The organism is Paraburkholderia sp. GAS333 (assembly GCF_050435665.1).
In the GTDB taxonomy this organism is placed as follows: domain Bacteria; phylum Pseudomonadota; class Gammaproteobacteria; order Burkholderiales; family Burkholderiaceae; genus Paraburkholderia; species Paraburkholderia fungorum_A.
This window is the reverse complement of the sequence record NZ_JBNDKS010000002.1, coordinates 526921-550685: the sequence shown is the minus strand read 5'-3', so window position 1 is coordinate 550685 and position 23765 is coordinate 526921. Positions and strand designations below refer to the sequence as shown.

At 63.2% G+C, this 23765-nt stretch carries 20 protein-coding genes; 18 read left to right on the top strand and 2 right to left on the bottom strand.

The window, feature by feature from the left end; genetic code table 11:
* Positions 1 to 48 precede the first annotated feature (48 nt).
* On the top strand, positions 49 to 594 hold the full coding sequence (locus ABH945_RS11665; protein ID WP_074762737.1) for a hypothetical protein: 546 nt from the start codon (positions 49 to 51) through the stop codon (positions 592 to 594).
* 90 nt (positions 595 to 684) lie between these two features.
* Positions 685 to 1482 carry an endonuclease/exonuclease/phosphatase family protein gene (locus tag ABH945_RS11660; protein ID WP_074762736.1) on the top strand — a complete coding sequence of 266 codons (798 nt, stop codon included), beginning with the start codon at positions 685 to 687 and terminating at the stop codon, positions 1480 to 1482.
* A gap of 75 nt (positions 1483 to 1557) precedes the next feature.
* Here the strand turns inward: ABH945_RS11660 and ABH945_RS11655 are convergent, their stop codons facing one another.
* Positions 1558 to 2541, bottom strand: a complete 984-nt coding sequence (locus ABH945_RS11655) for an aldose 1-epimerase (protein ID WP_429250621.1) — start codon at positions 2539 to 2541, stop codon at positions 1558 to 1560.
* Positions 2542 to 2878: 337 nt separating this feature from the next.
* On the opposite strand from ABH945_RS11655, the gene ABH945_RS11650 reads away from it, so the two are divergent.
* The 16 genes from ABH945_RS11650 to ABH945_RS11575 all read left to right on the top strand — a co-directional run bounded on the left by ABH945_RS11650 (position 2879) and on the right by ABH945_RS11575 (position 22773).
* Complete coding sequence (locus tag ABH945_RS11650; RefSeq protein ID WP_429251082.1) at positions 2879 to 3931, top strand: LacI family DNA-binding transcriptional regulator; 1053 nt, start codon at positions 2879 to 2881, stop codon at positions 3929 to 3931.
* A 113-nt stretch (positions 3932 to 4044) separates the two neighbouring features.
* Positions 4045 to 5064, top strand: a complete 1020-nt coding sequence (locus ABH945_RS11645) for an ABC transporter substrate-binding protein (protein WP_074762734.1) — start codon at positions 4045 to 4047, stop codon at positions 5062 to 5064.
* A 322-nt stretch (positions 5065 to 5386) separates the two neighbouring features.
* On the top strand, positions 5387 to 6961 hold the full coding sequence (locus ABH945_RS11640; RefSeq protein ID WP_429251081.1) for a sugar ABC transporter ATP-binding protein: 1575 nt from the start codon (positions 5387 to 5389) through the stop codon (positions 6959 to 6961).
* Complete coding sequence (locus tag ABH945_RS11635; RefSeq protein ID WP_429250620.1) at positions 6951 to 7988, top strand: ABC transporter permease; 1038 nt, start codon at positions 6951 to 6953, stop codon at positions 7986 to 7988. Before ABH945_RS11640 ends, ABH945_RS11635 begins: the two co-directional genes overlap by 11 nt.
* Before the next feature lie 30 nt (positions 7989 to 8018).
* Positions 8019 to 8978 carry an ABC transporter permease gene (locus ABH945_RS11630; RefSeq protein WP_074762731.1) on the top strand — a complete coding sequence of 320 codons (960 nt, stop codon included), beginning with the start codon at positions 8019 to 8021 and terminating at the stop codon, positions 8976 to 8978.
* Positions 8979 to 9738: 760 nt separating this feature from the next.
* Positions 9739 to 10509 (top strand): ferredoxin--NADP reductase, encoded by a 771-nt coding sequence (locus tag ABH945_RS11625; protein WP_074762730.1) that lies wholly within the window; start codon positions 9739 to 9741, stop codon positions 10507 to 10509.
* A gap of 437 nt (positions 10510 to 10946) precedes the next feature.
* Positions 10947 to 11792 (top strand): sensor histidine kinase, encoded by an 846-nt coding sequence (locus tag ABH945_RS11620; protein ID WP_074762729.1) that lies wholly within the window; start codon positions 10947 to 10949, stop codon positions 11790 to 11792.
* Positions 11793 to 11802: 10 nt separating this feature from the next.
* Positions 11803 to 12459, top strand: coding sequence for a response regulator transcription factor RqpR (gene rqpR / locus ABH945_RS11615; protein WP_074762728.1), 657 nt, complete (start codon positions 11803 to 11805; stop codon positions 12457 to 12459).
* A 302-nt stretch (positions 12460 to 12761) separates the two neighbouring features.
* A complete protein-coding gene (locus ABH945_RS11610) occupies positions 12762 to 14150 on the top strand; it encodes an amino acid permease (RefSeq protein WP_429250619.1) in 1389 nt (462 codons plus the stop codon).
* Positions 14151 to 15122: 972 nt separating this feature from the next.
* Positions 15123 to 15692, top strand: a complete 570-nt coding sequence (locus tag ABH945_RS11605; RefSeq protein ID WP_429250618.1) for a (2Fe-2S)-binding protein — start codon at positions 15123 to 15125, stop codon at positions 15690 to 15692.
* A 10-nt stretch (positions 15693 to 15702) separates the two neighbouring features.
* Complete coding sequence (locus ABH945_RS11600) at positions 15703 to 18099, top strand: xanthine dehydrogenase family protein molybdopterin-binding subunit (RefSeq protein ID WP_429250617.1); 2397 nt, start codon at positions 15703 to 15705, stop codon at positions 18097 to 18099.
* A gap of 21 nt (positions 18100 to 18120) precedes the next feature.
* Complete coding sequence (locus ABH945_RS11595; protein WP_429250616.1) at positions 18121 to 18918, top strand: FAD binding domain-containing protein; 798 nt, start codon at positions 18121 to 18123, stop codon at positions 18916 to 18918.
* Between the two features lie 123 nt (positions 18919 to 19041).
* A complete protein-coding gene (locus ABH945_RS11590) occupies positions 19042 to 19941 on the top strand; it encodes an AAA family ATPase (RefSeq protein WP_074762723.1) in 900 nt (299 codons plus the stop codon).
* The gene (locus ABH945_RS11585; RefSeq protein WP_074762722.1) at positions 19938 to 21200 is read left to right on the top strand and encodes a vWA domain-containing protein; all 1263 of its coding nucleotides are present in this window, start codon (positions 19938 to 19940) and stop codon (positions 21198 to 21200) included. Before ABH945_RS11590 ends, ABH945_RS11585 begins: the two co-directional genes overlap by 4 nt.
* Positions 21191 to 21778, top strand: coding sequence for a CoxG family protein (locus ABH945_RS11580; protein WP_429250615.1), 588 nt, complete (start codon positions 21191 to 21193; stop codon positions 21776 to 21778). The genes ABH945_RS11585 and ABH945_RS11580 overlap by 10 nt, the downstream gene beginning before the upstream one ends.
* Positions 21751 to 22773 carry an XdhC family protein gene (locus tag ABH945_RS11575; RefSeq protein ID WP_429250614.1) on the top strand — a complete coding sequence of 341 codons (1023 nt, stop codon included), beginning with the start codon at positions 21751 to 21753 and terminating at the stop codon, positions 22771 to 22773. Before ABH945_RS11580 ends, ABH945_RS11575 begins: the two co-directional genes overlap by 28 nt.
* A gap of 57 nt (positions 22774 to 22830) precedes the next feature.
* Here the strand turns inward: ABH945_RS11575 and ABH945_RS11570 are convergent, their stop codons facing one another.
* Positions 22831 to 23589 carry a PepSY-associated TM helix domain-containing protein gene (locus ABH945_RS11570; protein ID WP_074762719.1) on the bottom strand — a complete coding sequence of 253 codons (759 nt, stop codon included), beginning with the start codon at positions 23587 to 23589 and terminating at the stop codon, positions 22831 to 22833.
* Positions 23590 to 23765 lie beyond the last annotated feature (176 nt).

Sequence of the window (23765 nt, the reverse complement as noted above, 5' to 3'; positions counted from 1 at the left end):
ATGGCCCTTTGACGCCTCGGGCCGGCGCAGTGACCGGAGATTCCTTCTATGTGGAAAACCAGTATCGTAGCCGTGCTGCTCGGCACTTCGTTGCTTGCAAACGCGCAACAACGGCCGGAGCCGCAGGTCGTGCAATGGCAGTTGCAGGTGATGCGCGACGGTCAGCAGATCGACGCGTTCGACGGCACCACCACCGTCGGCCAGGCGCGTACGGATACGCATCACAAGGTCGTGCAGCATAACGTCGGCTGTAAGGATCAGCCGGGCGGCAGCATCGATCTGTCGCGCACGTTGACGGTGTCGCCGCTGCGGGCCGACGCGAACGAAGTGATGCTTTCAATCGACGCACAGGAAACGCTCGAAGACAGCACCGCGCAGCAAACCGACACCGGCTGCAAGTTGCCGCCGCAGCCGCGTCAGGTGAACGCGAGTCACCCTGGTTTGATGGTGGCGCCGGGGCAGTGGGCGAGTTGGACGATCGTCGACAAGAATCCGAACCTGGTCTATCGCGTGCGTGCGAATCTCGCCGACAGCAGCAGCAACGCCGCCGGCAATGGCAACAACGGCAGCAACGGCAACAGCAATGCAAAGTGACACGAACGCCGCGCGCCGAACCGGTCACTACGAGGCTGACCAGGCGCGCGTAAATCAAGCCCTCAAAACAGAACACGTGGATAACGCGGCATGCGAAACCCAGAAGAATTGATCCGCGAGAACCTTGCGCCGAACGATTTCGTCGCGGTGAGCTGGAACTTGCACAAAGGCCGTACACCATTGGGTTTTCAGGCGTGGCAGGCAATGCAGCGCTGGGTCCAGTCGACTCACGCCGATGCCTATTTCCTGCAGGAAGCGATGGCGCGGCGCATGCCGTCGCCGGTGCTGGCCAGCAGTTTCGGCGCGCCCATCGGCGATCCTTTAAACGATGTCTGGCACTGCCAGGCTACGGAAATTGCCCGCGCGCTGGAACTCGAAGTCGCGCTCGGACCGAACGTGTTCAAACCGTCGTGGCGGCATGGCAATGCCATTTTGTCGCCGCATCCGCTCGATCTCGGCGGACGTTGGGACATCTCCGCGCATCGCTTCGAAAAGCGTGGTTTGCTGGTCGCGCGCGCGACGTTCGGCGGTCATTCGGTCACGCTGTTGTGCGCGCACCTCGCGCTCACACGCCCGGCACGTTTGCGGCAAATGCACTGGATCGCCAACTGGATCGAAAAGGAAGCGCCGGAAGGACCGCTCGTGCTGGCCGGCGATTTCAACGACTGGCGCAACGATTCGGTGCCGCTGTTTCGCGAGCACGGTTTGCAGGAAGTGGCGACGTTGCTGGGCGAATCGGGCCGCACGTTCCCGGCGTTTTCACCGGCGCTCGCGCTCGACAAGATGTTCGTGCGCGGCATGCAGCCCGTCGAGTGGATCCAGCCGACGCAGGAAACCGCGTGGCTGTCGGATCATTTGCCGTATATGGCGCGCTTGCGGGTGGAGTGAGCGAGGGCTTTAAATGCAAAGAGGCGGCTAAGGCCGCCTCTTTTTCTTGTCAAACGAGCGACAAAAGCCGCTCGACTACGCCGCCCGCTGCGGCGTCCACTTCAAGGTCGCGGCAATCTCCTCGCCCGGCTGCAACACACAGCCGCCCACCTGTTCCCGCTGACCCGCCGTGTTGAATGAATCCGTCGTGTTCGTCACCGGCTCCACGCACAGTTGCGGATCGTTGGCCGGCGCGAATACCACCATGTGATCGAACGGCGCATCGGCGGTCATCGTCAGTTGACGGTGTTCGTCGGGCCACGCGATCACCGCCTCGCGCGTCCAGTTGGCGAAATTGTTGTCGAGGTCGAATGCGTCGGCAGACATGCCTTCGCGCAACGCGTCGACTGCGGGATGCGGACCGAGATGCGTCGGCAGCACGTCGGCGTCGGCATGCCACATCGCCTGCACGTTCGCATGCACTCGCGTCTGCGCGGTGCGCGGATAGTACGGGTGATGCCCCATCCCAAACGGCATAGGCCCTTCAGCCAGGTTCTGCGCGGACATCGTGATAACCAGCGCCCCGTCACGCAACTCGATGCGCTGCTGCGCCCGATAACGGAACGGCCAGTCGCCCGGCTCGCGCGCGTCCGGCTCGTGCTCGAAATGCAGCTCCACCGCGCGCTCCGTGCGCGCGCCGACCTGCCACGGATGCCTCCACGCGTTCCCATGCAACGCATGCGCGAAACGCAGGTCGTTGCCGCTCAGGTCGACCGTCGCGCCGTCGAACTCGAAGCGCGCGTCGCGAATCCGGTTGCAATACGGGAACAGCGGAAAACTCGCCATCTTCAGCGGATCGCGCTCGGCGAATGCTTCCGGTGCGGCGGGCCGCAGCCAGTGCAGCGGACCATCGGGTGTGACTTCGTAAAAAGCCGCGAGCGCGCCGCCCACTTCGGGAGCGAGCACGGCCCGCAACGCGCCGGCCTTCAGCGTGACGAGCCCGGCTGCAATCACGGGATCGTCGAGCCACGCGAGGTCGGTGGCAATCGGTTGAATTGAATTCAAGGAAACGTCGCGCATGGTCAGAAGAGGCGTGGCCTCGGGCGGATGGCGGCAAATACGCGCATTGGTGTCTCCTTTTGCGTGCCGCACACAGCGCGCAGCCGACGGACCTTCGAAGTCCGCGCGACCGAGAATCGCACGCCAAAGCACATTGGTCAATATTATTAGTAATAAATTTGTCTTACCGGGCCTATCCACGTGTGCAGAAAAGTCCCAAATGGCGGGTTAGCGCGCGTTGCCGCGCGCATATTATTAGTGGTACCGTCACCATCACGATGCCTACGGCATGCTCCCGCTTTTGCGCCGCTACCGCGCGGCCCGCACAATGAAAAAATCGACTCAACGCCGTCCGACCATGACCGACATCGCCAAGCTCACTGGCGTGTCGCAATCCACCGTTTCGCTGGTGCTGAACAACGCGACCGGCGCGAAATTCTCCGAGGCCACCCGCAACAAGGTGCTGAAGGCCGCGCACGATCTCGGCTACCGGCTGTCGTTGCGCGAGCCGGTAGCGACATCGACGGACGAGCGCAATCTGATCGTCTATCTCGCCGATGAAATTTCCACCAGCCCGCATCCCGTGGTGAATGCCGACGGAGCACGCGACGCCGCTTACGCGGCCGGCAAAATGCTAGCGGTCTACTCGACGCACGGCAACGCCGACATCGAGAAGCAGGTGCTCGACACGGTGCTCGCGAATCCGCACGTGTTCGGCGTGATCTACGCGACGGTCTACACGCGCAAGGTGACGCCGCCCGCCGCGCTGTCGCAGATTCCGACCGTGCTGCTGAACTGCTACACGGGCGACGGCGGGTTTTCGTCGGTCGTTCCGGCGGAGGCTGCGGGCGGTCATCTCGCGACCGATTACCTGCTGCAATCGGGGCATCGGCGGATCGGGTTTATCAACGGCGAACCCTGGCAGGATGCGTCGAAAGATCGTCTCAAAGGCTATCGCACCGCGCTCGCCACCGCCGACCTGCCTTACCCGCCCGAACTCGTGCGCGACGGCGACTGGAGTTCCGGCCTCGGCTTCGAACTGACGCTCTCGCTGATGCGCGAAGCCAACCCGCCCACCGCGATTTTCTGCGCGAACGACCTGACCGCAATCGGCGCAATCGAAGCGCTGAAGCAGCTCGGTTTGCGCGTGCCCGAAGACGTGTCGGTGCTCGGTTACGACGACCAGGAAATCGCCCGCCACACGCACCCGCCGTTATCGACCGTCGTGCTGCCGAACTATGAACTGGGGCGCTGGGCCGTCGAAACCCTGCTGCAGGAAGAACACAACCGGTCGGCCGGTGCGCCGGTGCGTCACCGGATGGTCAAGCTCGATGGCCCGCTGGTCGAACGCGCGTCGGTCAGGGTAATTACCGAGGCAAAAAAGCCAATAATTAATATTATTAGTGATTGACCGATAATAATTCCGGGTGGAATAATCGGCACGTCCGGTCAGCAGAAAACGCGACCGGCAAAGAAACACAAAAAGCAAATACACACCTACCTCACCAGGTACTGGAGGAAGACATGGCGTCGCTCAATACGCAGTCGCGCAAACTCGCGCGCAAGCATCAGATTCGTCCGCTGGCAGGTTCGCTGCTGGCACTCGCAATCGGTCTCGGCGTCGCCACCGCGCACGCCGACGACGGATTGCCCAAACTGGCGACCAAGACCCCGCTGAAGGTCGGCTTCGCGCAGACCGAAAGCAACAACCCGTGGCGTCTTGCGGAAACCAAGTCGTTCAAGGACGTTGCCGCGAAGTGCGGCTGGCAGGTCGTGATGACCGACGCCAACGGCTCAAACTCCAAACAGGTCTCGGACATCCAGAGCATGATCGCGCAGCACGTCGATCTGCTGGTGTTCCCGCCGCGCGAAGAAAAGCCGCTCGCACCGATCGTTCTGCAAGCCAAGAAGGCCGGCATTCCGGTGATCCTGGTCGACCGTGATGTCGATCAGTCGGTGGCGAAGGCGGGCCGCGACTACATCACGTTCATCGGCTCGGACTTCATCGATCAGGGCCATCGCGCAGCCGACTGGCTCGTGAAAGCGACCGGCGGCAAGGCGAAGATCATCGAACTGGAAGGCACGACCGGCGCGTCGGCGGCGAACGATCGCAAGAAGGGCTTCGACGAAGTCGTCGCGAAGAACCCGGGCATGACGATCATCGCGTCGCAAAGCGGCGACTTCGCACGCGACAAGGGTCGTCAGGTGATGGAAACGCTGCTGCAGGCGCACCCGGACGTGACCGCGGTCTACGCGCATAACGACGAAATGGCGCTCGGCGCGATCGCCGCGATCAAGGCTGCGGGCAAGCAGCCGGGCAAGGACATCCAGGTCGTGACGATCGACGGCACCAAGGGCGGCATGGACGCCATCGCCGCCGGCGAACTCGGCGCGAGCGTGCAGTCGAGCCCGTTCTTCGGCCCGCTCGCCTGCGACGTCGCCCAGCGTTATGCGAAGGGTGAAAAGATCCCGACGTGGGTCAAGGTGTCCGACAAGTTCTACGACAAGGACAACGTCCAGCAGAACATGCAGTACGGCTATTGATCGACTAGCCACGATCAGCTGTAGAGAAGCGTTGCAGCAGGAAAGTCACCCGCTTTGACAACCGTCTCCTCGGGAAGCGGGTGACGGGAAGGGTTCGAAGCGACGCGCCCGTGATTGCACGGACCGTCGCTTCGCTTTTATGCGGCGTAACATGATCCGACTCACGCTCCGACGACGATCTGAGACGCCCCTGCATCGAGTCCGGACGTGCACGGCAATTTGCCCGTGCAGCACACGCAGCACCGCATCAGGAGGACACCCCGTGACGGAATCCGGCACGCAGACGCCACACTCCCCCCTTAACCGTTCGCCGCTGCTCGAGATGCAGGATATCGGCATCAGCTTCGGCGGCGTACCCGCTTTGCGTGGCGCGAATCTGAGCGTCGCAGCAGGCGAAGTTCACGCGCTGATCGGCCAGAACGGCGCGGGCAAATCCACGATGATCAAGATCCTGACCGGCGCATATCGGCGCGGGTCGGGCAGCGTACGCTTCGAGGGCCGCGAAGTCGATTTCCGCACGCCGAAGCAGGCGCGTGAAGCGGGCATCAGCACGATTTATCAGGAGATCAACCTGGTGCCGTTTCGCTCGGTCGCGGAAAACATTTTTCTCGGACGCGAGCCGCGCCGTTACGGTCTGATCGACTGGCGCGCGGTGCAGCAACGTGCCAGCGCCTTGCTCGAATCGTTCGGTTTGCAGATCGATGTGAAGAAACCGGTTGGCCGCTATTCGACCGCGATCCAGCAGATGGTGGCGCTGGCGCGCGCGGTGTCGTCGGACGCGAAGATGGTCATCATGGACGAGTCCACGTCGTCACTCGACGAACGCGAAGTGGAACTGCTGTTCACCGTGGTGCGCAAGCTGCGCGACGACGGCCGCGCGGTGATCTTCGTGTCGCACCGGCTCGACGAGCTTTACGCACTGTGTGACCGCGTCACGGTGATGCGCGACGGTCAGACGGTCGCGCAAAGCACGATGGCCGAGATGGACAAACTGCAACTCGTCACGACGATGCTCGGCCGCACGCTCGCCGCGGTCGTGCAGGAAGACACCGCGTCGCGCGAAGCGAACCTCGCGCGACGCGGCAAGCAGGCGATTGCCGCCGCCAACCTGAGCGCGCATCCGAAAGTGAACGACGTGTCGCTCGCCGTGCATGCAGGCGAGGCAGTCGGTCTCGCCGGTCTGCTCGGCTCGGGCCGCACCGAAACCATGCGGCTGATGTTCGGCGCCGATCCACTCGAGCAAGGCTCCCTGTCGATCGGCGGCGAAGCGGTCGCGCTGAAGTCGCCGCAAGACGCGATCGCGCGCGGCCTCGCGTATCTCACCGAAGACCGCAAGGGCGAAGGCATCGTCCCCGAACTGTCGGTGCGCGACAACCTCACGCTGGTTTGTCTGCGCACGCTGGCGAAAAACGGCGTCGTCGATGTGAAGAAGCAGCAGGCGATTGTCGACCGTTTCATCGCGTCGCTCGGCATCAAACTGCGTTCCGCCGATCAACCGATCCGCGAACTGTCAGGGGGCAATCAGCAGAAGGTTTTGCTGGCACGCTGGCTCGCCGCCGAACCGTCGCTGCTGCTGCTCGATGAACCGACCCGCGGTATCGACGTCGGCGCGAAAGCGGACGTGGCGAAGATCGTTCGCGAATTGCGCGACGCCGGACTCGCGGTGCTGCTGTCCGCGTCCGAACTCGAAGAGTTGACCGCCGTGGCCGACCGCGCGGTGGTGATCCGCGACGGCCGCACGGTCGCCGAACTGAATGGCGCCGACATGAGCGAGACCGCGATCATGGACGCGATCGCGTACGGCAGCGAAGGTCATTCGCAACTGGCCGAAGCCGCGCAAACGGCAAACGCCGCCCATATCGAAGACGCGTTGGAGGGCGACCGTCATGGCGCTTAAGCTGCATACCGAAACACTGCAACCCGAAGGGCGCCAGGTCGACAGCGGTTCGTCGCCGGCCAGCGCGACCCGCACCAAAGCATCGAGCACGGTGCAGAAATGGCGGCATCTCGCGATGCAGCGCGAAGTCATCGTGTTGCTCGCGATGGTGCTGTTCAACCTGATCTTCACGCCGCACTTCTGGTCGCTGCAAACCTTCAACGTGAACATGACGCAGGTGGTGACGATCGTGATCGTCGGCATCGGCATGACGCTGGTGGTGGCGACAGGCGGGATCGATCTGTCGGTGGGCGCGTCGATGGCAATTTCCGGTGCGCTCGCGCCGATGCTGTTCCTGAACATCGCGGGCCCCGGCGGGATCGCGCTCGCCTTCGTGCTGCCGGTGCTGGCCGCGGCGCTGTGCGGCGTGTTTAACGGCTTTCTGGTGACGAGGCTGGCCGTTCAGCCGATTGTCGCAACGCTGGTGCTGTTCATCGCCGGACGCGGGATCGCGCAGGTCGTCACCGACGGCAGCCTGCAGGCGTTCAACACGCCCGCATTCCAGTGGATCGCGCTCGGCAAGGTCGCGGGCGTGCCCTTCCAGGTTCTGCTGATGCTGGCGCTGGTCGCGCTGTTCGTGTGGGTGGTTCGCAAGACGCTGTTCGGCCAATACCTGCTGATCACTGGCGGCAACGAAAAGGCCGCGTATCTGTGCGGCGTGCCGACTGCCACCATCAAGCTGATCGCCTACACGTTGTGCGCGGCTTTGGCGGGTCTGGCCGGGCTGATCTCGATCTCGGTGAATTCGTCGTCCGATGCGAACGTGGTCGGCCTCGGCGTCGAACTCGATGCGATTGCAGCGGTGGCGGTTGGCGGCACGGCGTTGACGGGCGGCAAGGCGTATATCGGCGGCACGCTGATCGGCGCGCTGATCATCCAGTTGCTGCGTTACACGCTGCTCGCGCACGGCATTCCCGATGCGGCGGCGCTGGTGGTGAAGGCCGGCATTATCGTCGCGGCGGTTTATGTGCAGCGGCGCTCGCGCTGACGCCTCAAGGACACTTCTGGACTCGATGCGATGAAAAAGAATCTTCCTATCCTGGTCGCGCTGGCCGCGCTGGTTATCTTCGGCCTCGTGCGCTATGACCATTTCGGCTCGGCGTACAACATCACGTCATTCTGGCGCTACAACTCGATGTTCGCGCTGATCTCCATCGGCATGGCGTTCGTGATCATTACCGGCGGTATCGATCTGTCGGTCGGCACGGTGGCGGCTCTGGCGAGTGTCGTCGCGGCACTGGCGAGCCCGTACGGCGGCCTGGCCGCGGTCGTAGCGGGCTGCGTTGCAGGACTCGCGGTCGGCGTGCTCAACGGGCTGATCATCACGCGGCTCAAGATCCTGCCATTTATCGTGACGCTCGCGACCAGTCTCGGCGCGCACGGTGTCGCGCTGCTGCTGGGCAAGAACGACGCGGTGTCGATCGCGTCGGACTCGAATTTCGGCAACTTCGGACAAGGCGATCTGTTCGGCCTGCCGATTCCGGGGATCGTCGCGGTCGTCGCGGCGGTGGCCGGCTGGCTGGCACTGCGCAGCACGCGTTTCGGACGACATTCGCTCGCGATCGGCGGCAGCGAGGAAGCTGCGCGACTGATGGGCCTGAACGTCGACCGGACTCTGGTGCTGGCTTACGCGGTGAGCGGTTTGCTGGCGGGCATGGCGGGCGTGATCCTCGCCGCGCAATTTGGCGCGGGGCAGCCGAACGAGGGCGTCGGCTGGGAGCTGTTCGCGATTTCGGCGGTGGTGCTGGGCGGCACGCTGCTGACCGGCGGCGAAGGGTCGGTCGCGATGACGATTGCCGGCGTGCTGCTGCTCGGGCTTGTGTTCAACCTGCTGAACTTCGAGAACGGACTGGGGTTTATCAGCTTGTCGGCTTACTGGCAGTCGGTGATTCGCGGCGTGTTCCTGCTGCTGGTGATCGTGTTGCAGGCTCGGGTGTTGAAGCAGCGCGGCAAGAAGCGGGTGGTTGCGGCGGCTTGACGGGTTGGTGAGGCTCGATTGCGTGATTTCGTTTGAGTTGCGGCGGACGCGTGAAATGCAGTGAAAGTGTTTGAGTCGAGGCGGCAAGGTTCTGATTGCCGCCTTGGCTTCCACAAATCGGCAGACAACCGTGTGCGTCGCATTTGCCATCTGTCGCTTGTCACATGTCAGCACGCTTTATACATCTCAGAGTGAACGGATAAGAGATCGCTAAAAGCCGGTTATCAACGGTGTATTTGAGCAACCTTCATCAAGCCGAACTCGTTGCTGTGTACCAAAAATCGACTCCTCCACCTTCCAAATCCCTCGCCGCGCCATCGCCCCGCACTCCCCCACCACCCCGCACCGCATTCCCATTTGCCAGTTTTATCAGCAGGGTCAATGCTGCAGTGCACGCCGCGTTTCGGTATCATCCTGAAAATGTTGCCCGCGCGGCGTGCCTTTACGGCGTCTGCCAGGCAGCCGATGGCAACCGCCCAGCGCGGTTTTCGCCGATCGCCGTACCCCTGCTGAAGCGCGGCAGCACTCCCGCCGATGTACTTCGCGACGCCCGACTGAATTGCTAGCCGGCGCCGCCGCTTCCAGGTCCGGCAACCCGCATCACACGCTCAATCGCCGCGTCGCGAGCCTCCAGCCAGCGAGCGCGGTAAAATAGCGGATTGCGCGTGACTCCCGACCACGGGTTAGCGCAGCATCGCCCTTGCCGTGCCGGCCGGCTCCAACGACTGGCCGCCTTTGTTTTCGCACTATCCAAGAAGCCATGAGCAACCTGAATTCACAAACCGTCCTGAGCGTCCATCACTGGACCGATACGCTTTTCAGCTTCACCTGCACGCGCGACCCGGGGTTCCGTTTCGAAAACGGCCAGTTCACGATGGTGGGCCTCGAAGTCGACGGCAAGCCGCTGATCCGCGCTTATAGCCTCGCCAGTGCGAACTACGAAGAACATCTCGAATTCCTGAGCATCAAGGTGCAGGACGGTCCGCTTACGTCGCGTCTGCAGCACTTGAAGGTCGGCGACGAAGTCCTGATCGGCAAGAAGCCGGTCGGCACGCTGATGGCCGACAACCTGCTGCCGGGCAAGACGCTGTGGCTGCTGTCCACGGGCACGGGCCTCGCGCCGTTCATGTCGATCATTAAAGATCCGGACATTTACGACCGTTACGAGCGCGTAGTGCTCACGCACACCTGCCGTTTCGTCGACGAACTCGCGTACAAGGAATACATCACCGACCACCTGCCGGCGCACGAGCACCTCGGCGAACTGGTCCAGGAAAAGCTGCTGTATTACCCGACGGTCACACGCGAAGCGTTCCAGAACCGCGGCCGCATCACCGAGCTGATCGAAACCGAAAAGCTGTTCGCCGACCTCGGCGTGCCGGGCTTCTCGCTCGAAAACGACCGCGTGATGCTTTGCGGCAGCCCGCACATGCTGCGCGACACCCGCAAACTGCTCGACGACCTCGGTTTCGAGGAAGGCAGCAACAATTCGCCGGGTCACTATGTTGTCGAAAAAGCATTCGTCGGCTAAGCCACGTTGCTAACGCGCGACACCATGTCGCGGAATCAAAAAAAGGAGCCTTCTGGCTCCTTTTTTTATTGGCCAGGTTACAAATGACACAACCGACATTTAACATTCAATGTCGGTATTCTTCCTACAAATGCGTTGTTTAAAATCATCAACCATTGCATGAAAAGCAAGCTCTAAGCCTTGGTGGGCCTGCATTTTTTCTTTTTTTGAGATATCATCGCGCCGCACAATCAGACGATTTGACAAGTCTTCTAGCAACCAGCTAGCTTGTTACTGAATGTAAATTTCGTTACCTCTCACCATAGCGTTTTGTCCGTCACGGAATTCCGTCAGACGGTCGTATCTGGAGGCTAGAGACTCGCATGCGTTCTTTCGTCTTCGCGCAGCCGTTGCGCCCCTGCTTTGCTGTCCACATCGCTTCCTGATCAGGAAACATTATGGATACGCTGACTGTCGTCCCGTTCAACACCCAGCCCCCTTCGTCGCCGACGCGTGACGGCTTCGACGCGGACGTTGCCGCGCCGTCGTCGTCGGTCGAACGCGAACTTGCACGGCTGCGCGCACGGGTCAGCGAACTGTCGGCGGAACTGGTTCAGGCGCGTGAAGCCGCTTGCCGCCATGTGGCGCGCGAACTGCACGACGGCGTGGGCGCCGAACTGACCGCGATGCGCTTTGCACTGGCCGGTGTCGAAACCTGGCTGCCCGCTGATGCGCCGTCGCAATGCGCGGCCGCACTCGCCGTCGCCGGCCGTTCGCTCGACGCCGCGTGCGCCGCAAGCCAACAGGCGGTGGCGGAACTCCATGCGCCGTCGCTCGAAGCAGGGATTGTGGGCGCACTCGCGCACTGGACCGGCGACTTCTCGACCCGCACGCACTTGCGCACGAGTTTCGTCTGCGCCGCCGACGTGCGCCTCACGCGCCTGCCCGCCGACGCCGCGCTGGCCGTATTCCGTGTCGCCCAGGAAGCGCTGAACAATATTGCGAAGCACGCGCGCGCCGAATCGGCCGATGTGCGGATCGAAACCAGCCGCCAGCACCTCACGCTGCTCGTCAGCGACGACGGCATCGGACTGGCTCGCCATGCAGGCAACCAGCGCGGGCATTTCGGCCTGAGCGGCATGCAGGCACGCTGCGCCGCGTTCGACGGCACGTTGCGCGTCAGCGCCCGACGCGGTGACGCAAGCGGCTCCCCATCGCGCGGCACGCTCGTGCGCGCACGCTTTGCGTGGGACGCGATGCTGGCGCAAGCGCCGCGCGCCGAACGGCACGCGCTGCAATCGTGAGCGACCGGTCATGAGCCTGCGCATTCTGATCGCCGAAGATCACGCCGTGGTCCGCCAGGGCGTGCGTCAATTGCTGATCGACCGTGGTGTGGCGCGTGAAGTCACCGAGGCGCAAAGCGGTACCGAGGCGCTCGAAGCCGTCGGCAATCAGACTTACGACGTCGTGCTGCTCGACATCGGTCTGCCCGACATGAACGGCGTCGAAGTGCTGAAGCGCCTGAAGCGCAAAGCGCCGCGCGTGGCCGTGCTGATGTTCTCGATGTATCGCGAGGATCAATACGCGGTGCGCGCGCTGAAGGCGGGCGCGTCGGGTTATCTGTCGAAAACGGTCGATGCCGCGCAGATGATCTGCGCGATCCAGCAGGTCGCGGCCGGCCGCAAATACGTGAGCCCGGCGATGGCCGAAGCGCTTGCCGACTACGTTTCCTTCGACGGCGAACAGTTGCCGCACGAAAAGCTCTCCGATCGCGAATATCAGACGCTGTGCATGCTCGCGTCCGGCAAGCGGCTGACCGATATTGCGGCGACGCTGTCGCTATCGGTGAAGACGGTTAGCGTGTATCGCACGCGGCTGCTCGAGAAAATGAAGCTGCGCAACAACGCCGAGTTGACCTTCTACGTGATGAGCAACCGGCTCGTCGATCTGAATCCGGCGATGGCGGGCTGAACGCCTGCGCTTTTGCCTCTGCATTTGTCCTACGTCTGCTGAATAACTCGCCGCTCACACGGCGAGTTTGCAACGGAGAGATTCCCTCCCCATTTATCCCGCATCGCGCGAAAGCTTTGCTGCCGTTTTGCGTTCGGCGGACGAACGTCGCGCCCGATGCCCCTGCCGCCGGGAGTTTCCGCCCGGCCGGTACAAGCCGTGCGGTACGTCCCAAAATAGTGCAGTGCTTCGCATCCGTTAAAATCGTGGGTTTCCCCGACATTCGGCGCGCAACACGCGTGCACCACTGGAGACCCACGCCAATGTCCCTGTTTCGAACAAAAAGCGTCGAGCACATGATCGCGTCGAGCGCTCAGAAAGCCGGCCTCAAGAAAGCGCTCGGCGCACTCGATCTGACCTTCCTCGGTGTCGGCGCCATTATCGGCACCGGCATTTTCGTGCTGACCGGCACGGGCGCCGTTCAGGCCGGCCCGGCGCTGATGCTGTCGTTCATCATCGCGGCGATCGCGTGCGGTTTCGCTGCGCTTGCCTACGCGGAATTCGCGTCGACGATTCCGGTCGCCGGGTCCATTTATACGTATTCGTACGCGACGCTCGGCGAGTTGGCCGCGTGGATCATCGGCTGGGATCTGATGCTTGAATACGGGCTGGCGACGTCGGCGGTATCGGTCGGCTGGTCGGGCTATCTGCAATCGTTGCTGTCGGGCTTCGGCGTTTCTTTGCCGGTTGCGTTGAGCGCCGCGCCCGGCGCGGTGGCTGGACAGCACACGCTGTTCAACCTGCCCGCATTCCTGGTGATGATGGCGATTACCGCGTTGTTGTCGGTCGGCATTCGCGAATCCGCGCGGATCAACAACATCATGGTCGCGATCAAGGTGACGGTGGTGTTGCTGGTGATCGGCGTGGGCGTGTTTCACGTGACGCCGGCCAACTGGCATCCGTTCATGCCGAACGGCTGGAACGGCGTATTCGGCGCGGCGGCGGTGATGTTCTTCGCGTTTATCGGATTCGATGCGGTGTCGTCGGCGTCGGAAGAGGTGAAGAATCCGAAACGCGATCTGCCGATCGGGATTATTGCTTCGCTTGGCGTGTGCGCTGTGTTGTACGTCGCGGTCGCGGCGGTGGTGACGGGGATCGTGCCGTCGGCGAAGTTCGCGGGCATTTCGCATCCGGTTTCTTATGCGTTGCAGCAGGCGGGGCAAACCTGGGTGGCGGGCTTTATCGATCTCGGCGCCGTGCTCGGCATGTTGACCGTGATTCTCGTGATGGCTTACGGACAGACGCGCGTGATTTTCGCGATGTCGCGTGACGGGCTTCTGCCGGAGCGGCTTTCGCGCCTGCACCCGAAATTCGCGACGCCGTTTTTCACGACCTGGCTCGTGGGGATTTTCTTCGGCCTGATCGGCGCGCTCGTGCCGTTGAATGTGCTGGCTGAGCTGATCAATATCGGGACGCTGGCAGCGTTTTCGATGGTGTCGATTGCCGTGCTGGTTTTGCGGAAAACGCATCCGGATTTGCCACGCGCTTTTAAGTGCCCTGGCGTGCCGGTTGTGCCGGTGCTTGCTGTTGCGTCCTGTCTCTTTCTTATGCTGAATCTTCAGCGTGTGACGTGGGCGGCTTTTGGTATCTGGCTGGTGATCGGGATGGTGATTTATTTCGGGTATTCGCGGCGGAATTCGAAGTTGGCCTGATCAGGTACGCTCGCGCGGCGGGTTTGGGGGTGGTTTTGGGGTGTTGGCCTTTCCTTGAATTCGCGGTGGTGGGGTTTAGGGTTGTTGGCCTTTCGGTTGTTGGCCTTTCCTTGAAATCACAGTGGTCTATTAGCGTCGCCCCTGTGCGGGGCGGCACTCACTTTCTTTGCCGCCGCAAAGAAAGTAAGCAAAGAAAGCGGGCTCACCCCGCTAGCTCATAAGTGGGTCCCCTGGCTTGGAGGGGGCAGTGGTTCATCTGGAATCAGTGCCCCCGCAAACTCCACGTCAGTGACAAAGCAGTCATTCTTCCGGCGACGCTGCGCGCGCCGTCGCAGTAGTTCTCAAACCCCCGCTCATTCTGTGCACTTCCAGTGCATCCTCGTTCTGAGGGTGCGCTATTCAATTGAATTGTGGCTATGTGCGCCGCGCAAGCATTTGCATTTCAATTTGAACGAGCATCCGCGTATCGCAGGGCGATCCCGATGCACACCAGCTAACGCAGGGCACCGCCCTTTCCGGCGAGCACGTAGTGCGAGGCGGGAAGAATGACTGCCTTGTCACGAGCTCGAAGTGTGCGGGAGCACCGATTCCAGATGCACCACTGCCCCCTCCAAGCCAGGGGACCCGCTTCAAAGCTAGCGGTGTGAGCCCGCTTTCTTTGCTTACTTTCTTTGCGGCGGCAAAGAAAGTGAGTGCCGCCCCGCACAGGGGCAACGCCAATAGACCACCGCGATCACAAGGAAAGGCCAACACCCAAAGACCACACCCCCCCCCAGCGCCCCGCGCAGAAAACTTCCCCTCATAGCGCCCCCGTCCAATTTGTGCTTTACTTTTCGGCACACCCGTAAGAAAAAAGCAGCAGTCCCCCAATACCGGACCCGAAGCGCAACAGACCAACAAAGCAAAACCAGAAACAAGACAAAAGCAGCCAAAACCCGAAGGTCCGGTCTCACCCCATCAGGAGACAACTTCATGGCGATCAGCATCAGTCTGACGGTGAACGGCGCGCCAGTCACCGCGTCTATCGAACCCGGCACCCTGCTTGTCCAGTGCCTGCGCGACCAGCTACGCCTCACCGGCACGCACATCGGCTGCGACACGGCTCAATGCGGCGCCTGCACAGTCCACCTGAACGGCCGCGCGATCAAATCCTGCAACATCCTCGCAGTACAAGCCGAAGGCGCGGCAATCACCACCATCGAAGGGCTCGCGCAGAACGGCACCCTGCATCCGATGCAAGCAGCGTTCAAACACTGTCACGGTCTCCAGTGCGGCTTCTGTACGCCCGGCATGGTGATGAGCGCGGTCTCGCTCGTGCAACGCCAGCCCGACCTCACTGGCGACGACGTCCGCACACAGCTCGACGGCAATCTGTGCCGCTGTACGGGCTATCACAACATCGTCAAGGCAGTCCTCGAAGGCGCAGCAGGCATGAAGTCCGCCGGCAACGCGGCCACCGTCGCGACCAGCGCCGACACCGCCGCCCATGCGAATACAGCGAACGCAGCCAGCGCATCGGCCACCGCGCCAGTCACCGCCTGAGGAGCCGACGATGAACGCACCCGACACCCCCCATCTGATCGGCGCCTCGGTCGAACGTAAGGAAGACTATCGGTTTCTGACCGGCAACGGCCAGTACACCGACGACATCGTCCTGCCGCAGCAAACCTACGCGGTGTTCCTGCGCTCGCCGCATGCGCACGCGAAGATCAACAGCATCGACATCGCGGCGGCAAAGCAGTCGCCCGGCGTGATCGCGATCTTCACCGGCGCGGACATGGCCGCTGAAAACGTCGGCGGATTGCCTTGTGGCTGGTTGATCCACAGCACTGACGGCAAGCCGATGAACGAGCCGCCGCACCCGGTCATCGCGCATACGAAAGTGCGCCACGTCGGCGACCAGGTCGCGCTCGTGATCGCCGATTCGATCAAGGCCGCGAAAGACGCCGCTGAACTGATCGACGTGGATTACGACGTGCTGCCCGCCGTCGTCGACACAGCGCATGCAGCCGATGCGGGCCAGCCCGCGGTCCACGACGAAGTGCCCGACAACGTCTGCTACAACTGGGGCCACGGCGACAAAGCCGCCACCGACGCCGCATTCGCCAAAGCCGCCCACGTCACCACACTCGACATCGTCAACAACCGGCTGGTGCCGAACGCGATCGAACCGCGCGCGGTCAACGCGAGCTACTCGCCGCAGGACGACAGCTACACGGTCTACGTCGCGAATCAGAACCCGCACGTGGAGCGTCTGTTGATGGCCGCGTTCGTACTGTCGCTGCCGGAGTCGAAATTGCGCATCATCGCGCCGGACGTTGGCGGCGGCTTCGGTTCGAAGATCTTTCTGTACGCCGAGGACGTCGCGCTCACCTGGGCGTCGAAGAAAATCCGCCGTCCGGTGAAGTGGACGGCCGAGCGCTCGGAAGCGTTCGTGTCCGACGCGCACGGCCGCGATCATGTGACGAAAGCCGAACTCGCGATGGACGCCGACGGCAAGTTCCTCGCCATGCGCATCCACACCATCGCGAACATGGGCGCGTATCTGTCCACGTTCGCATCGAGCGTGCCGACCATCCTGTACGCGACGCTGCTCGCGGGCCAGTACGCGACGCCCGCGATCTACGCCGAAGTGAAAGCGGTCTTCACCCACACCGTTCCCGTCGATGCCTACCGAGGCGCGGGCCGTCCCGAAGCGACCTACGTCGTCGAGCGTCTGGTCGAAACCGCCGCGCGCGAAATGAAGCTCGATCCGGCCGAGATTCGCCGCCGCAATTTCATTCGCGATTTTCCGTACGCGACGCCGGTCGGCCTCACTTACGACACCGGCGACTACGAGACGATCCTCGCGCGTTCGCTCGAACTCGCAGACGTCAAAGGCTTCGCTGCCCGCCAACAGGAATCCGCCAAGCACGGCAAGCTGCGCGGCCTCGGCTACTCGTGCTACATCGAGGCATGCGGCCTCGCGCCGTCGAATATCGCCGGCGCGTTGGGCGCGCGGGCGGGCCTCTTCGAAGTCGGACAGATTCGCGTGCACCCGACCGGTTCCGTCACCGTGTTCACCGGTTCGCACAGTCATGGCCAGGGACACGAAACGACCTTTGCGCAGGTGGTCGCCGACCGGCTCGGCATCGCGCTGGAAAGCGTCGAGATCGTCCACGGCGACACGGGGCGGATTCCGTTCGGCATGGGTACGTATGGCTCGCGCTCGATTGCGGTCGGCGGCTCGGCGATCATGAAGGCGCTCGACAAGATCGAAACGAAGGCGAAGAAAATCGCCGCGCATCTGCTGGAAGCGGCGGCCGAAGATATCGAGTTCAAGGACGGCGTGTTCCGCGTCGCGGGCACCGATCGCACGAAAGCATTCGCCGACATTTCGCTCGCGGCGTACGTGCCGCACAACTATCCGCTCGACGTGCTCGAACCGGGTCTCGAAGAAAGCGCGTTCTACGATCCGACCAACTTCACCTATCCGTCCGGGGCGTACATCTGCGAGGTCGAAGTCGATCCGGATACCGGCGTGTGCCGCATCCAGCAGTTCACCGCCGTGGACGATTTCGGCAACGTGATCAATCCGATGATCGTCGAAGGACAGGTGCACGGCGGCCTCGCGCAGGGCATCGGCCAGGCGATGCTGGAACGCTGCGTGTACGACAACGACAGCGGCCAGTTGCTGTCCGGCTCGTACATGGATTACGCGATGCCGCACGCGTCCGATCTGCCCGACTTCACCGTCGAGACCGCGAAGGGCACGCCGTGCACGCACAATCCGCTCGGCGTGAAGGGCTGCGGCGAGGCCGGCGCGATCGGCTCGCCGCCGGCGGTGATCAACGCGATCATCGATGCGCTTGCGCCGCTCGGCGTGACCGATCTGCAAATGCCCGCGACGCCGCATCGCGTGTGGTCCGCGATTCGCGCGGCGAAGCAAGGCAATGCGCAACCCCATTGAGATCCTGAGCGGAGAATCGACATGTATTCATTCGAGTATCAACGCGCGACGGATCCCAAAGCGGCCGCCGCCATCCTCACCGCCGACAGCGACGCGAAATTCCTGGCCGGCGGCCAGAGCCTGCTGCCCACGATGCGGCTGCGTCTCGCACAACCGTCGCAACTGGTCGACGTGACGCGCATTCCCGCGCTCAAATCGATCACCGTGGATGCCAACACGGTGACGATCGGCGCCGCCGTCTGCCACGCGGATGTCGCCGAGCACGCGGAATTGCGTCGCGTATCGCCCGGCCTCGCCGATCTCGCCGCGCACATCGGCGACCGTCAGGTGCGAGCGCTGGGCACGATCGGTGGCTCGCTGGCAAACAACGATCCGGCCGCGTGCTACCCGGCGGCGGCGATGGCACTGGACGCGACCATCGTCACCGAGCGTCGGCGGATTGCATCGGCGGACTTTTTCGTCGGCATGTACGAAACCGCGCTGGAGCCGGACGAGTTGATTGTCGCGGTCGAGTTTCCGGTTCCCGAGCGCGCGGCCTACGAGAAATTCCGCAATCCTGCGTCGCACTTCGCGCTGGTCGGCGTGTTCGTCGCGAAGTTCGCGAGCGGCGTGCGAGTGGCGGTGACGGGCGCGGCGGCGTCGGTGTTTCGTGTGCCGGAACTGGAAAGCGCGTTATCCGCGAATTTCACGCCGGAGGCCGCGCGCGGAGTAAGCGTGTCGGCGGCGAATCTGAACACCGACATGCACGCGAGCGCCGACTATCGCGCGCACCTGATCCCGGTGCTCGCCGCGCGGGCGGTGGCGAAGGCGAACGGCTAGCGATTCGTCGAACAGGCTGGCGTGCTTTTATTTCGGCACGTCAGCCCCGTTCCCGTTTTATCGCAGCTCGCCCGTTTGTCAGGCTTCATCGGCGTCAATCAGGCGCGCAGATTCAGGACCGCCATGCAACCCGCTTCAATCGACGACACCCTCGCGCAACTCGCCGCGCAACGTTATTTCGCCAGCCGCGAACTCGCGACCGCGCTCTATCTCGCGCTGCGGATGGAGCGGCCGTTGTTCGTCGAAGGCGAGCCGGGCGTCGGCAAAACCGAACTCGCGAAAGCCGCAGCGGGAATGCTCGGCACCACGATGTTGCGTCTGCAATGCTATGAGGGACTCGATACGGCGAGCGCGCTGTACGAGTGGGACTATCCGCGTCAGATCATGGCGCTGCGTCTCGCGGAAGCCGCCGGCGAGCGGCCCGATAACGACACGCTGTATCGCGGCGAATTTTTGCTGAAGCGTCCGCTACTGCAAGCGTTGATGCCCGATGAAAATCATCCCGGCGCGAGGCGCGTGCTGCTGATCGACGAAATCGATCGAGCCGACGAGCCGTTCGAAGCGTTCCTGCTCGAACTGCTGTCGGACTTCCAGGTGTCGATTCCCGAATACGGCACCGTGCGGGCAGCGCAACCGCCGCTCGTCGTGATGACCTCGAACCGCACGCGCGAAGTGCACGACGCGTTGAAGCGTCGCTGTCTGTATCAATGGATCGGCTATCCCGAGCGGGATCGGGAACTGGAGATCGTCGCGGCTCGCGCGCCGCAGACATCGGCGGAATTGCAGCGGCGGGCGGTCGATTTCGTGCACCGGCTGCGCGGCATGGATCTGTTCAAAGCGCCCGGCATTGCCGAGACGATCGACTGGTGCCGCGCGCTGGAAGCGCTGTCGGTGACGGAACTCGATCCGCAATCGGTGCAGAACACGCTGGGTGTGCTGCTCAAGTATCAGGACGATCTGGCGCGCGTCGATGCCGCGCAGATTGCGCAGTGTCTCGCGCCCGCACCGGGATCGTCAGCATGACCAGGCAATCCCCTTCAGGCGCAACGGTTGAGACGCCAGACCAAACTCCAACACTCGCGCGCAACGTCGTTCACTTCGTGCGCGTGCTGCGCGGCGCGGGCTTGCCGATGTCGCCCGCCCAGGCCGTCGATGCCCTCGCCGCCCTGCACTGGATCGACCTCAGCCGGCGCGACGACGTGCGCGCCGCGCTCGCCGCCTCGCTAGTCTGCGCGCCCGACGAGCGCGAACTCTTCAACGCCGCGTTCGCGCTGTTCTGGCGCGACCCGGATTGGGAGGGCAAACTGCGCGCGCTGCTGCTACCAAAAGTTCGCGACGGCCTGCCGCCGCCCAAACGCAACAACCGTCTCGCCGATGCCCTCGCCGTCCGCGCGCCGCCGTCGCCGCACACCAGAACGCCGCAGCAGACCGAGCAGCACGAGTTGCACGCGCACGTCACGTTCAGCGCGGAAGAGCGCTTGCGTCACCGCGATTTCGACACCCTTTCCGCCGATGAATGGCGCAGCTTGCGTCACCTGATTCGTGGCCAGCGTCTACCGCTCGCCACCGAACCGACGCGTCGCCTGAAAGCGTCATCGCACGGCACGCATGCCGATTTGCGCGCGAGTGCCCGGCACGCGGTGCGCGCGGGCGGCGACTGGACGGTATGGAAATATCGCGCGGTGGTCGAACGCAAACCGCCGCTCGTGTTGCTGCTCGACATCTCCGGTTCGATGAGCAGCTACTCGCGCGCAGTGCTTTATTTTTGCCACGCGCTGCTGCAATCGCGCGAACGCCTGCAGGTGTTTCTGTTCGGCACGCGGCTCACCAACGCGACGCGCGCGCTGCGCGAACGCGATCCCGATGTGGCGATTGCGACGCTCACCGATCAGGTGGTCGACTGGTCGGGCGGCACGCGCATCGGTGCGGCACTCGCGGAATTCAACCGGCGCTGGGCGCGGCGCGTGCTGACCGGACGTGCGACCGTGCTGCTCGTCACCGATGGCCTCGATCACGAAGCCATCGACGTACTCGATACCGAAATGGCCCGGCTGCGACGCTTCGCGCATCGCATTGTCTGGCTCAATCCGCTGCTGCGTTTTAGCGGCTTTTCTCCGAAGGCGCGTGGCGTGCAGGCGATCCTGCCGTATGTCGATGCGCATCGTCCGGTTCACAATCTGGACAGCCTGGCAGCGTTCGGCCGCGATCTCGCGCAACTCACGCGCGCGCCTCGCCCCGCGCTTGCCGCTAAAGCTACCTCGGGAGCAACGTCATGGAATTGACCGAAACTCACACGCTGCCAGTTTCGCAGCAGCAAACATGGGATGCACTGAACGACACCGAGGTGCTGCGCGCCTGCATCCCCGGTTGCGAAAGCATCGAAGCGGACGGCGAGAACGCGTATCTGGTCGCGCTGAGCGCCGCGGTCGGCCCGGTCAAGGCCCGTTTCAAGGGACGCATGCAACTGACCGACATCGAAGCACCGAACACCTACAGCATCGTGTTCGAAGGCCAGGGTGGCGCTGCGGGTTTCGCCAAAGGCAACGCGCGGGTCGCGCTCGAAGCCGACGGCGAAAACGCAACGAAGTTAAGCTATACGGCAAGCGCGCAAGTCGGCGGCAAGCTGGCGCAAATCGGCTCGCGGCTGGTGGACGGCGCGGCGCGCAAGATCGCCGGCGAATTCTTCAAGCGATTTGGCGCGCATGTTGCGGGAGAGGATGGCGCGTCGACGGACGCGACCGAAGAAGCATCCGCCGTCGATGCCGCCACGCAGGACACACAATCGAACGACGGCACCGACGCCGACGCAGACCCAACCAAGAGGAAGAAATCATGGACAGCGTGGATCTCGAAGTCCTGAAGTCCAGCGCACGCTGGCTGGAAGAAGGACATCGCGCGCTACTGGTGACGGTCGTGAAGACGTGGGGCTCGTCGCCGCGTCCCGAGGGCGCAATGCTCGCGGTCCGCGACGACGGGCTAGTGGTCGGCTCAGTGTCGGGCGGCTGCATCGAAGACGATCTGATCGACCGCGTGCGGCAACGGGGAATCGAGCAGACGCGCCCGGAGGCGGTGAAGTACGGCATCACCGCGGAGGAAGCGCATCGTTTCGGCCTGCCTTGCGGCGGCACGATCCAGCTTGTATTGGAACCGTTGACGCGGCAAAGCGGCATCGCCGAATTGTGCCGTGCGGTAGAGGACGGGCGTCTGGTCGCGCGTCAGGTCGAAATGAGTACCGGTGCGGTCCGGCTCGATGCGGCGCTCGCAACGGACGGCGTGCATTTCGACGGCGAGCGTCTGCTGACCATCCACGGTCCGCGCTACCGGATGCTGGTGATCGGCGCTGGGCAGTTGTCGCGCTATCTGTGCCAGATTGCGGTGGGACTCGATTATCAGGTCACCGTGTGCGATCCGCGCGAGGAGTACACGGAGGAGTGGCATATCCCCGGCACGAAGATCGTTCGGACCATGCCGGACGATACCGTGATCGACATGAAACTCGACGAACGCTGCGCGGTGATCGCGCTTACGCACGATCCGAAGCTCGACGATCTCGCTTTAATGGAAGCGTTGAAAACGCCCGCGTTCTATGTCGGCGCGCTGGGTTCACGAAGGAATAACCAGGCGCGGCGCGAGCGGCTAAAAGAGTTCGACCTGAACGAGACGGAGTTGGCCCGTTTGCATGGACCGGTTGGCATTTATATCGGCAGCCGGACGCCGCCCGAAATTGCCGTTTCGATACTCGCCGAGGTGACGGCGGCGAAGAATGGCGTGTCGCTGCCGACGCTGCTTCAGGTTGAAGGTGCGAAGGCGGCTCGGGAAGTCGCGGCCTCGGGCGGTGCAGCCTGCAGCGTTTGAACGCGGGGCGTTTTCCGGCAACCGCTAACGTCCAACGCTCGCCGCCGCATAAAACGCTCACATCAGCGCGCACACCACCGTCGCGACAATCGACCCGCCCACCAGCACCACGCCCACCACGCGGCGCTTGTTCAACTCGGTCCATAGCAGCACGCCGGTCAGCGAAAGCAGGATCAGACTGCCGGCGATCGTATCGATCAGCAGCACCCAGCCGACGCTCAAACCCGCGCCCTTGTGCAGATTGTTCATCGTCGCGAGAAAACTGTTGTGCGTGCGTTTTACCGCGACAAAGCCATTGCCCACCCAGTACTCCGCCTGCACGTTCTGCGACGGGCCCATGATGCCGACCTGCCAGAACTCCGGCTGCATCGCGCTGTGATCGCCCCACGCGACCGGATGCGCCGGCTCGCGCCGCGCGCGCCCCGGCTTGCCGTCCAGCTTCAATTCGGCTTTGAGCCACTTCGCCAGATCCATCGGCGAATGCAGCGGTTTTTGCGGCACGGGAATCTGCATTTCCTCGACGATCGGCTCGCCCGTCGACACTTTCAGCGGCCCGGCCCGATGGTTCAGCAGGAACCCGGTCGCGCCGAACATCAAACCCAGCACCGCGCCCCACAAGCCGACCCAGCCATGCACCTTGCGCAGCCACTTGATGAAATTCGAGCGACGCGAACGCTGACGCCGCGCCGCCTGCTCGGCGTCATCCATCAGATGATGCGTGCGCGGCGGCTGATGGGCGGTGTATTCGGTATGGGCGGTGGATTGTGTGCGCTGACCGGCAGCGGACTTTGCATCGATTGAAACGGGGGCGTTCATCCAGGCTCCAGGCGGCATCAGCTCGATCCGTCGACGGCACACTGGGGGAGGCGCGCGCTCATACGGCAGCGGTGAGGGAAAGTGTCAGAAGGCGGACGACCCGGCTTGCGGTCCAGGTCGTCCTGATCGAAAGGCTGGCTGGCGGTCACAGAGGAGGAGAAATGTGACCGAAGCTG

Excerpts from the sequence above, each read along its gene's own strand:
- ABH945_RS11665 (WP_074762737.1), top strand. The coding sequence starts at position 49 with ATGTGGAAAACCAGTATCGTAGCCGTGCTGCTCGGCACTTCGTTGCTT.
- ABH945_RS11660 (WP_074762736.1), top strand. The coding sequence starts at position 685 with ATGCGAAACCCAGAAGAATTGATCCGCGAGAACCTTGCGCCGAACGAT.
- ABH945_RS11655 (WP_429250621.1), bottom strand. The coding sequence starts at position 2,541 with ATGCGCGACGTTTCCTTGAATTCAATTCAACCGATTGCCACCGACCTC.
- ABH945_RS11650 (WP_429251082.1), top strand. The coding sequence starts at position 2,879 with ATGACCGACATCGCCAAGCTCACTGGCGTGTCGCAATCCACCGTTTCG.
- ABH945_RS11645 (WP_074762734.1), top strand. The coding sequence starts at position 4,045 with ATGGCGTCGCTCAATACGCAGTCGCGCAAACTCGCGCGCAAGCATCAG.
- ABH945_RS11640 (WP_429251081.1), top strand. The coding sequence starts at position 5,387 with ATGCAGGATATCGGCATCAGCTTCGGCGGCGTACCCGCTTTGCGTGGC.
- ABH945_RS11635 (WP_429250620.1), top strand. The coding sequence starts at position 6,951 with ATGGCGCTTAAGCTGCATACCGAAACACTGCAACCCGAAGGGCGCCAG.
- ABH945_RS11630 (WP_074762731.1), top strand. The coding sequence starts at position 8,019 with ATGAAAAAGAATCTTCCTATCCTGGTCGCGCTGGCCGCGCTGGTTATC.
- ABH945_RS11625 (WP_074762730.1), top strand. The coding sequence starts at position 9,739 with ATGAGCAACCTGAATTCACAAACCGTCCTGAGCGTCCATCACTGGACC.
- ABH945_RS11620 (WP_074762729.1), top strand. The coding sequence starts at position 10,947 with ATGGATACGCTGACTGTCGTCCCGTTCAACACCCAGCCCCCTTCGTCG.
- rqpR (WP_074762728.1), top strand. The coding sequence starts at position 11,803 with ATGAGCCTGCGCATTCTGATCGCCGAAGATCACGCCGTGGTCCGCCAG.
- ABH945_RS11610 (WP_429250619.1), top strand. The coding sequence starts at position 12,762 with ATGTCCCTGTTTCGAACAAAAAGCGTCGAGCACATGATCGCGTCGAGC.
- ABH945_RS11605 (WP_429250618.1), top strand. The coding sequence starts at position 15,123 with ATGGCGATCAGCATCAGTCTGACGGTGAACGGCGCGCCAGTCACCGCG.
- ABH945_RS11600 (WP_429250617.1), top strand. The coding sequence starts at position 15,703 with ATGAACGCACCCGACACCCCCCATCTGATCGGCGCCTCGGTCGAACGT.
- ABH945_RS11595 (WP_429250616.1), top strand. The coding sequence starts at position 18,121 with ATGTATTCATTCGAGTATCAACGCGCGACGGATCCCAAAGCGGCCGCC.
- ABH945_RS11590 (WP_074762723.1), top strand. The coding sequence starts at position 19,042 with ATGCAACCCGCTTCAATCGACGACACCCTCGCGCAACTCGCCGCGCAA.
- ABH945_RS11585 (WP_074762722.1), top strand. The coding sequence starts at position 19,938 with ATGACCAGGCAATCCCCTTCAGGCGCAACGGTTGAGACGCCAGACCAA.
- ABH945_RS11580 (WP_429250615.1), top strand. The coding sequence starts at position 21,191 with ATGGAATTGACCGAAACTCACACGCTGCCAGTTTCGCAGCAGCAAACA.
- ABH945_RS11575 (WP_429250614.1), top strand. The coding sequence starts at position 21,751 with ATGGACAGCGTGGATCTCGAAGTCCTGAAGTCCAGCGCACGCTGGCTG.
- ABH945_RS11570 (WP_074762719.1), bottom strand. The coding sequence starts at position 23,589 with ATGAACGCCCCCGTTTCAATCGATGCAAAGTCCGCTGCCGGTCAGCGC.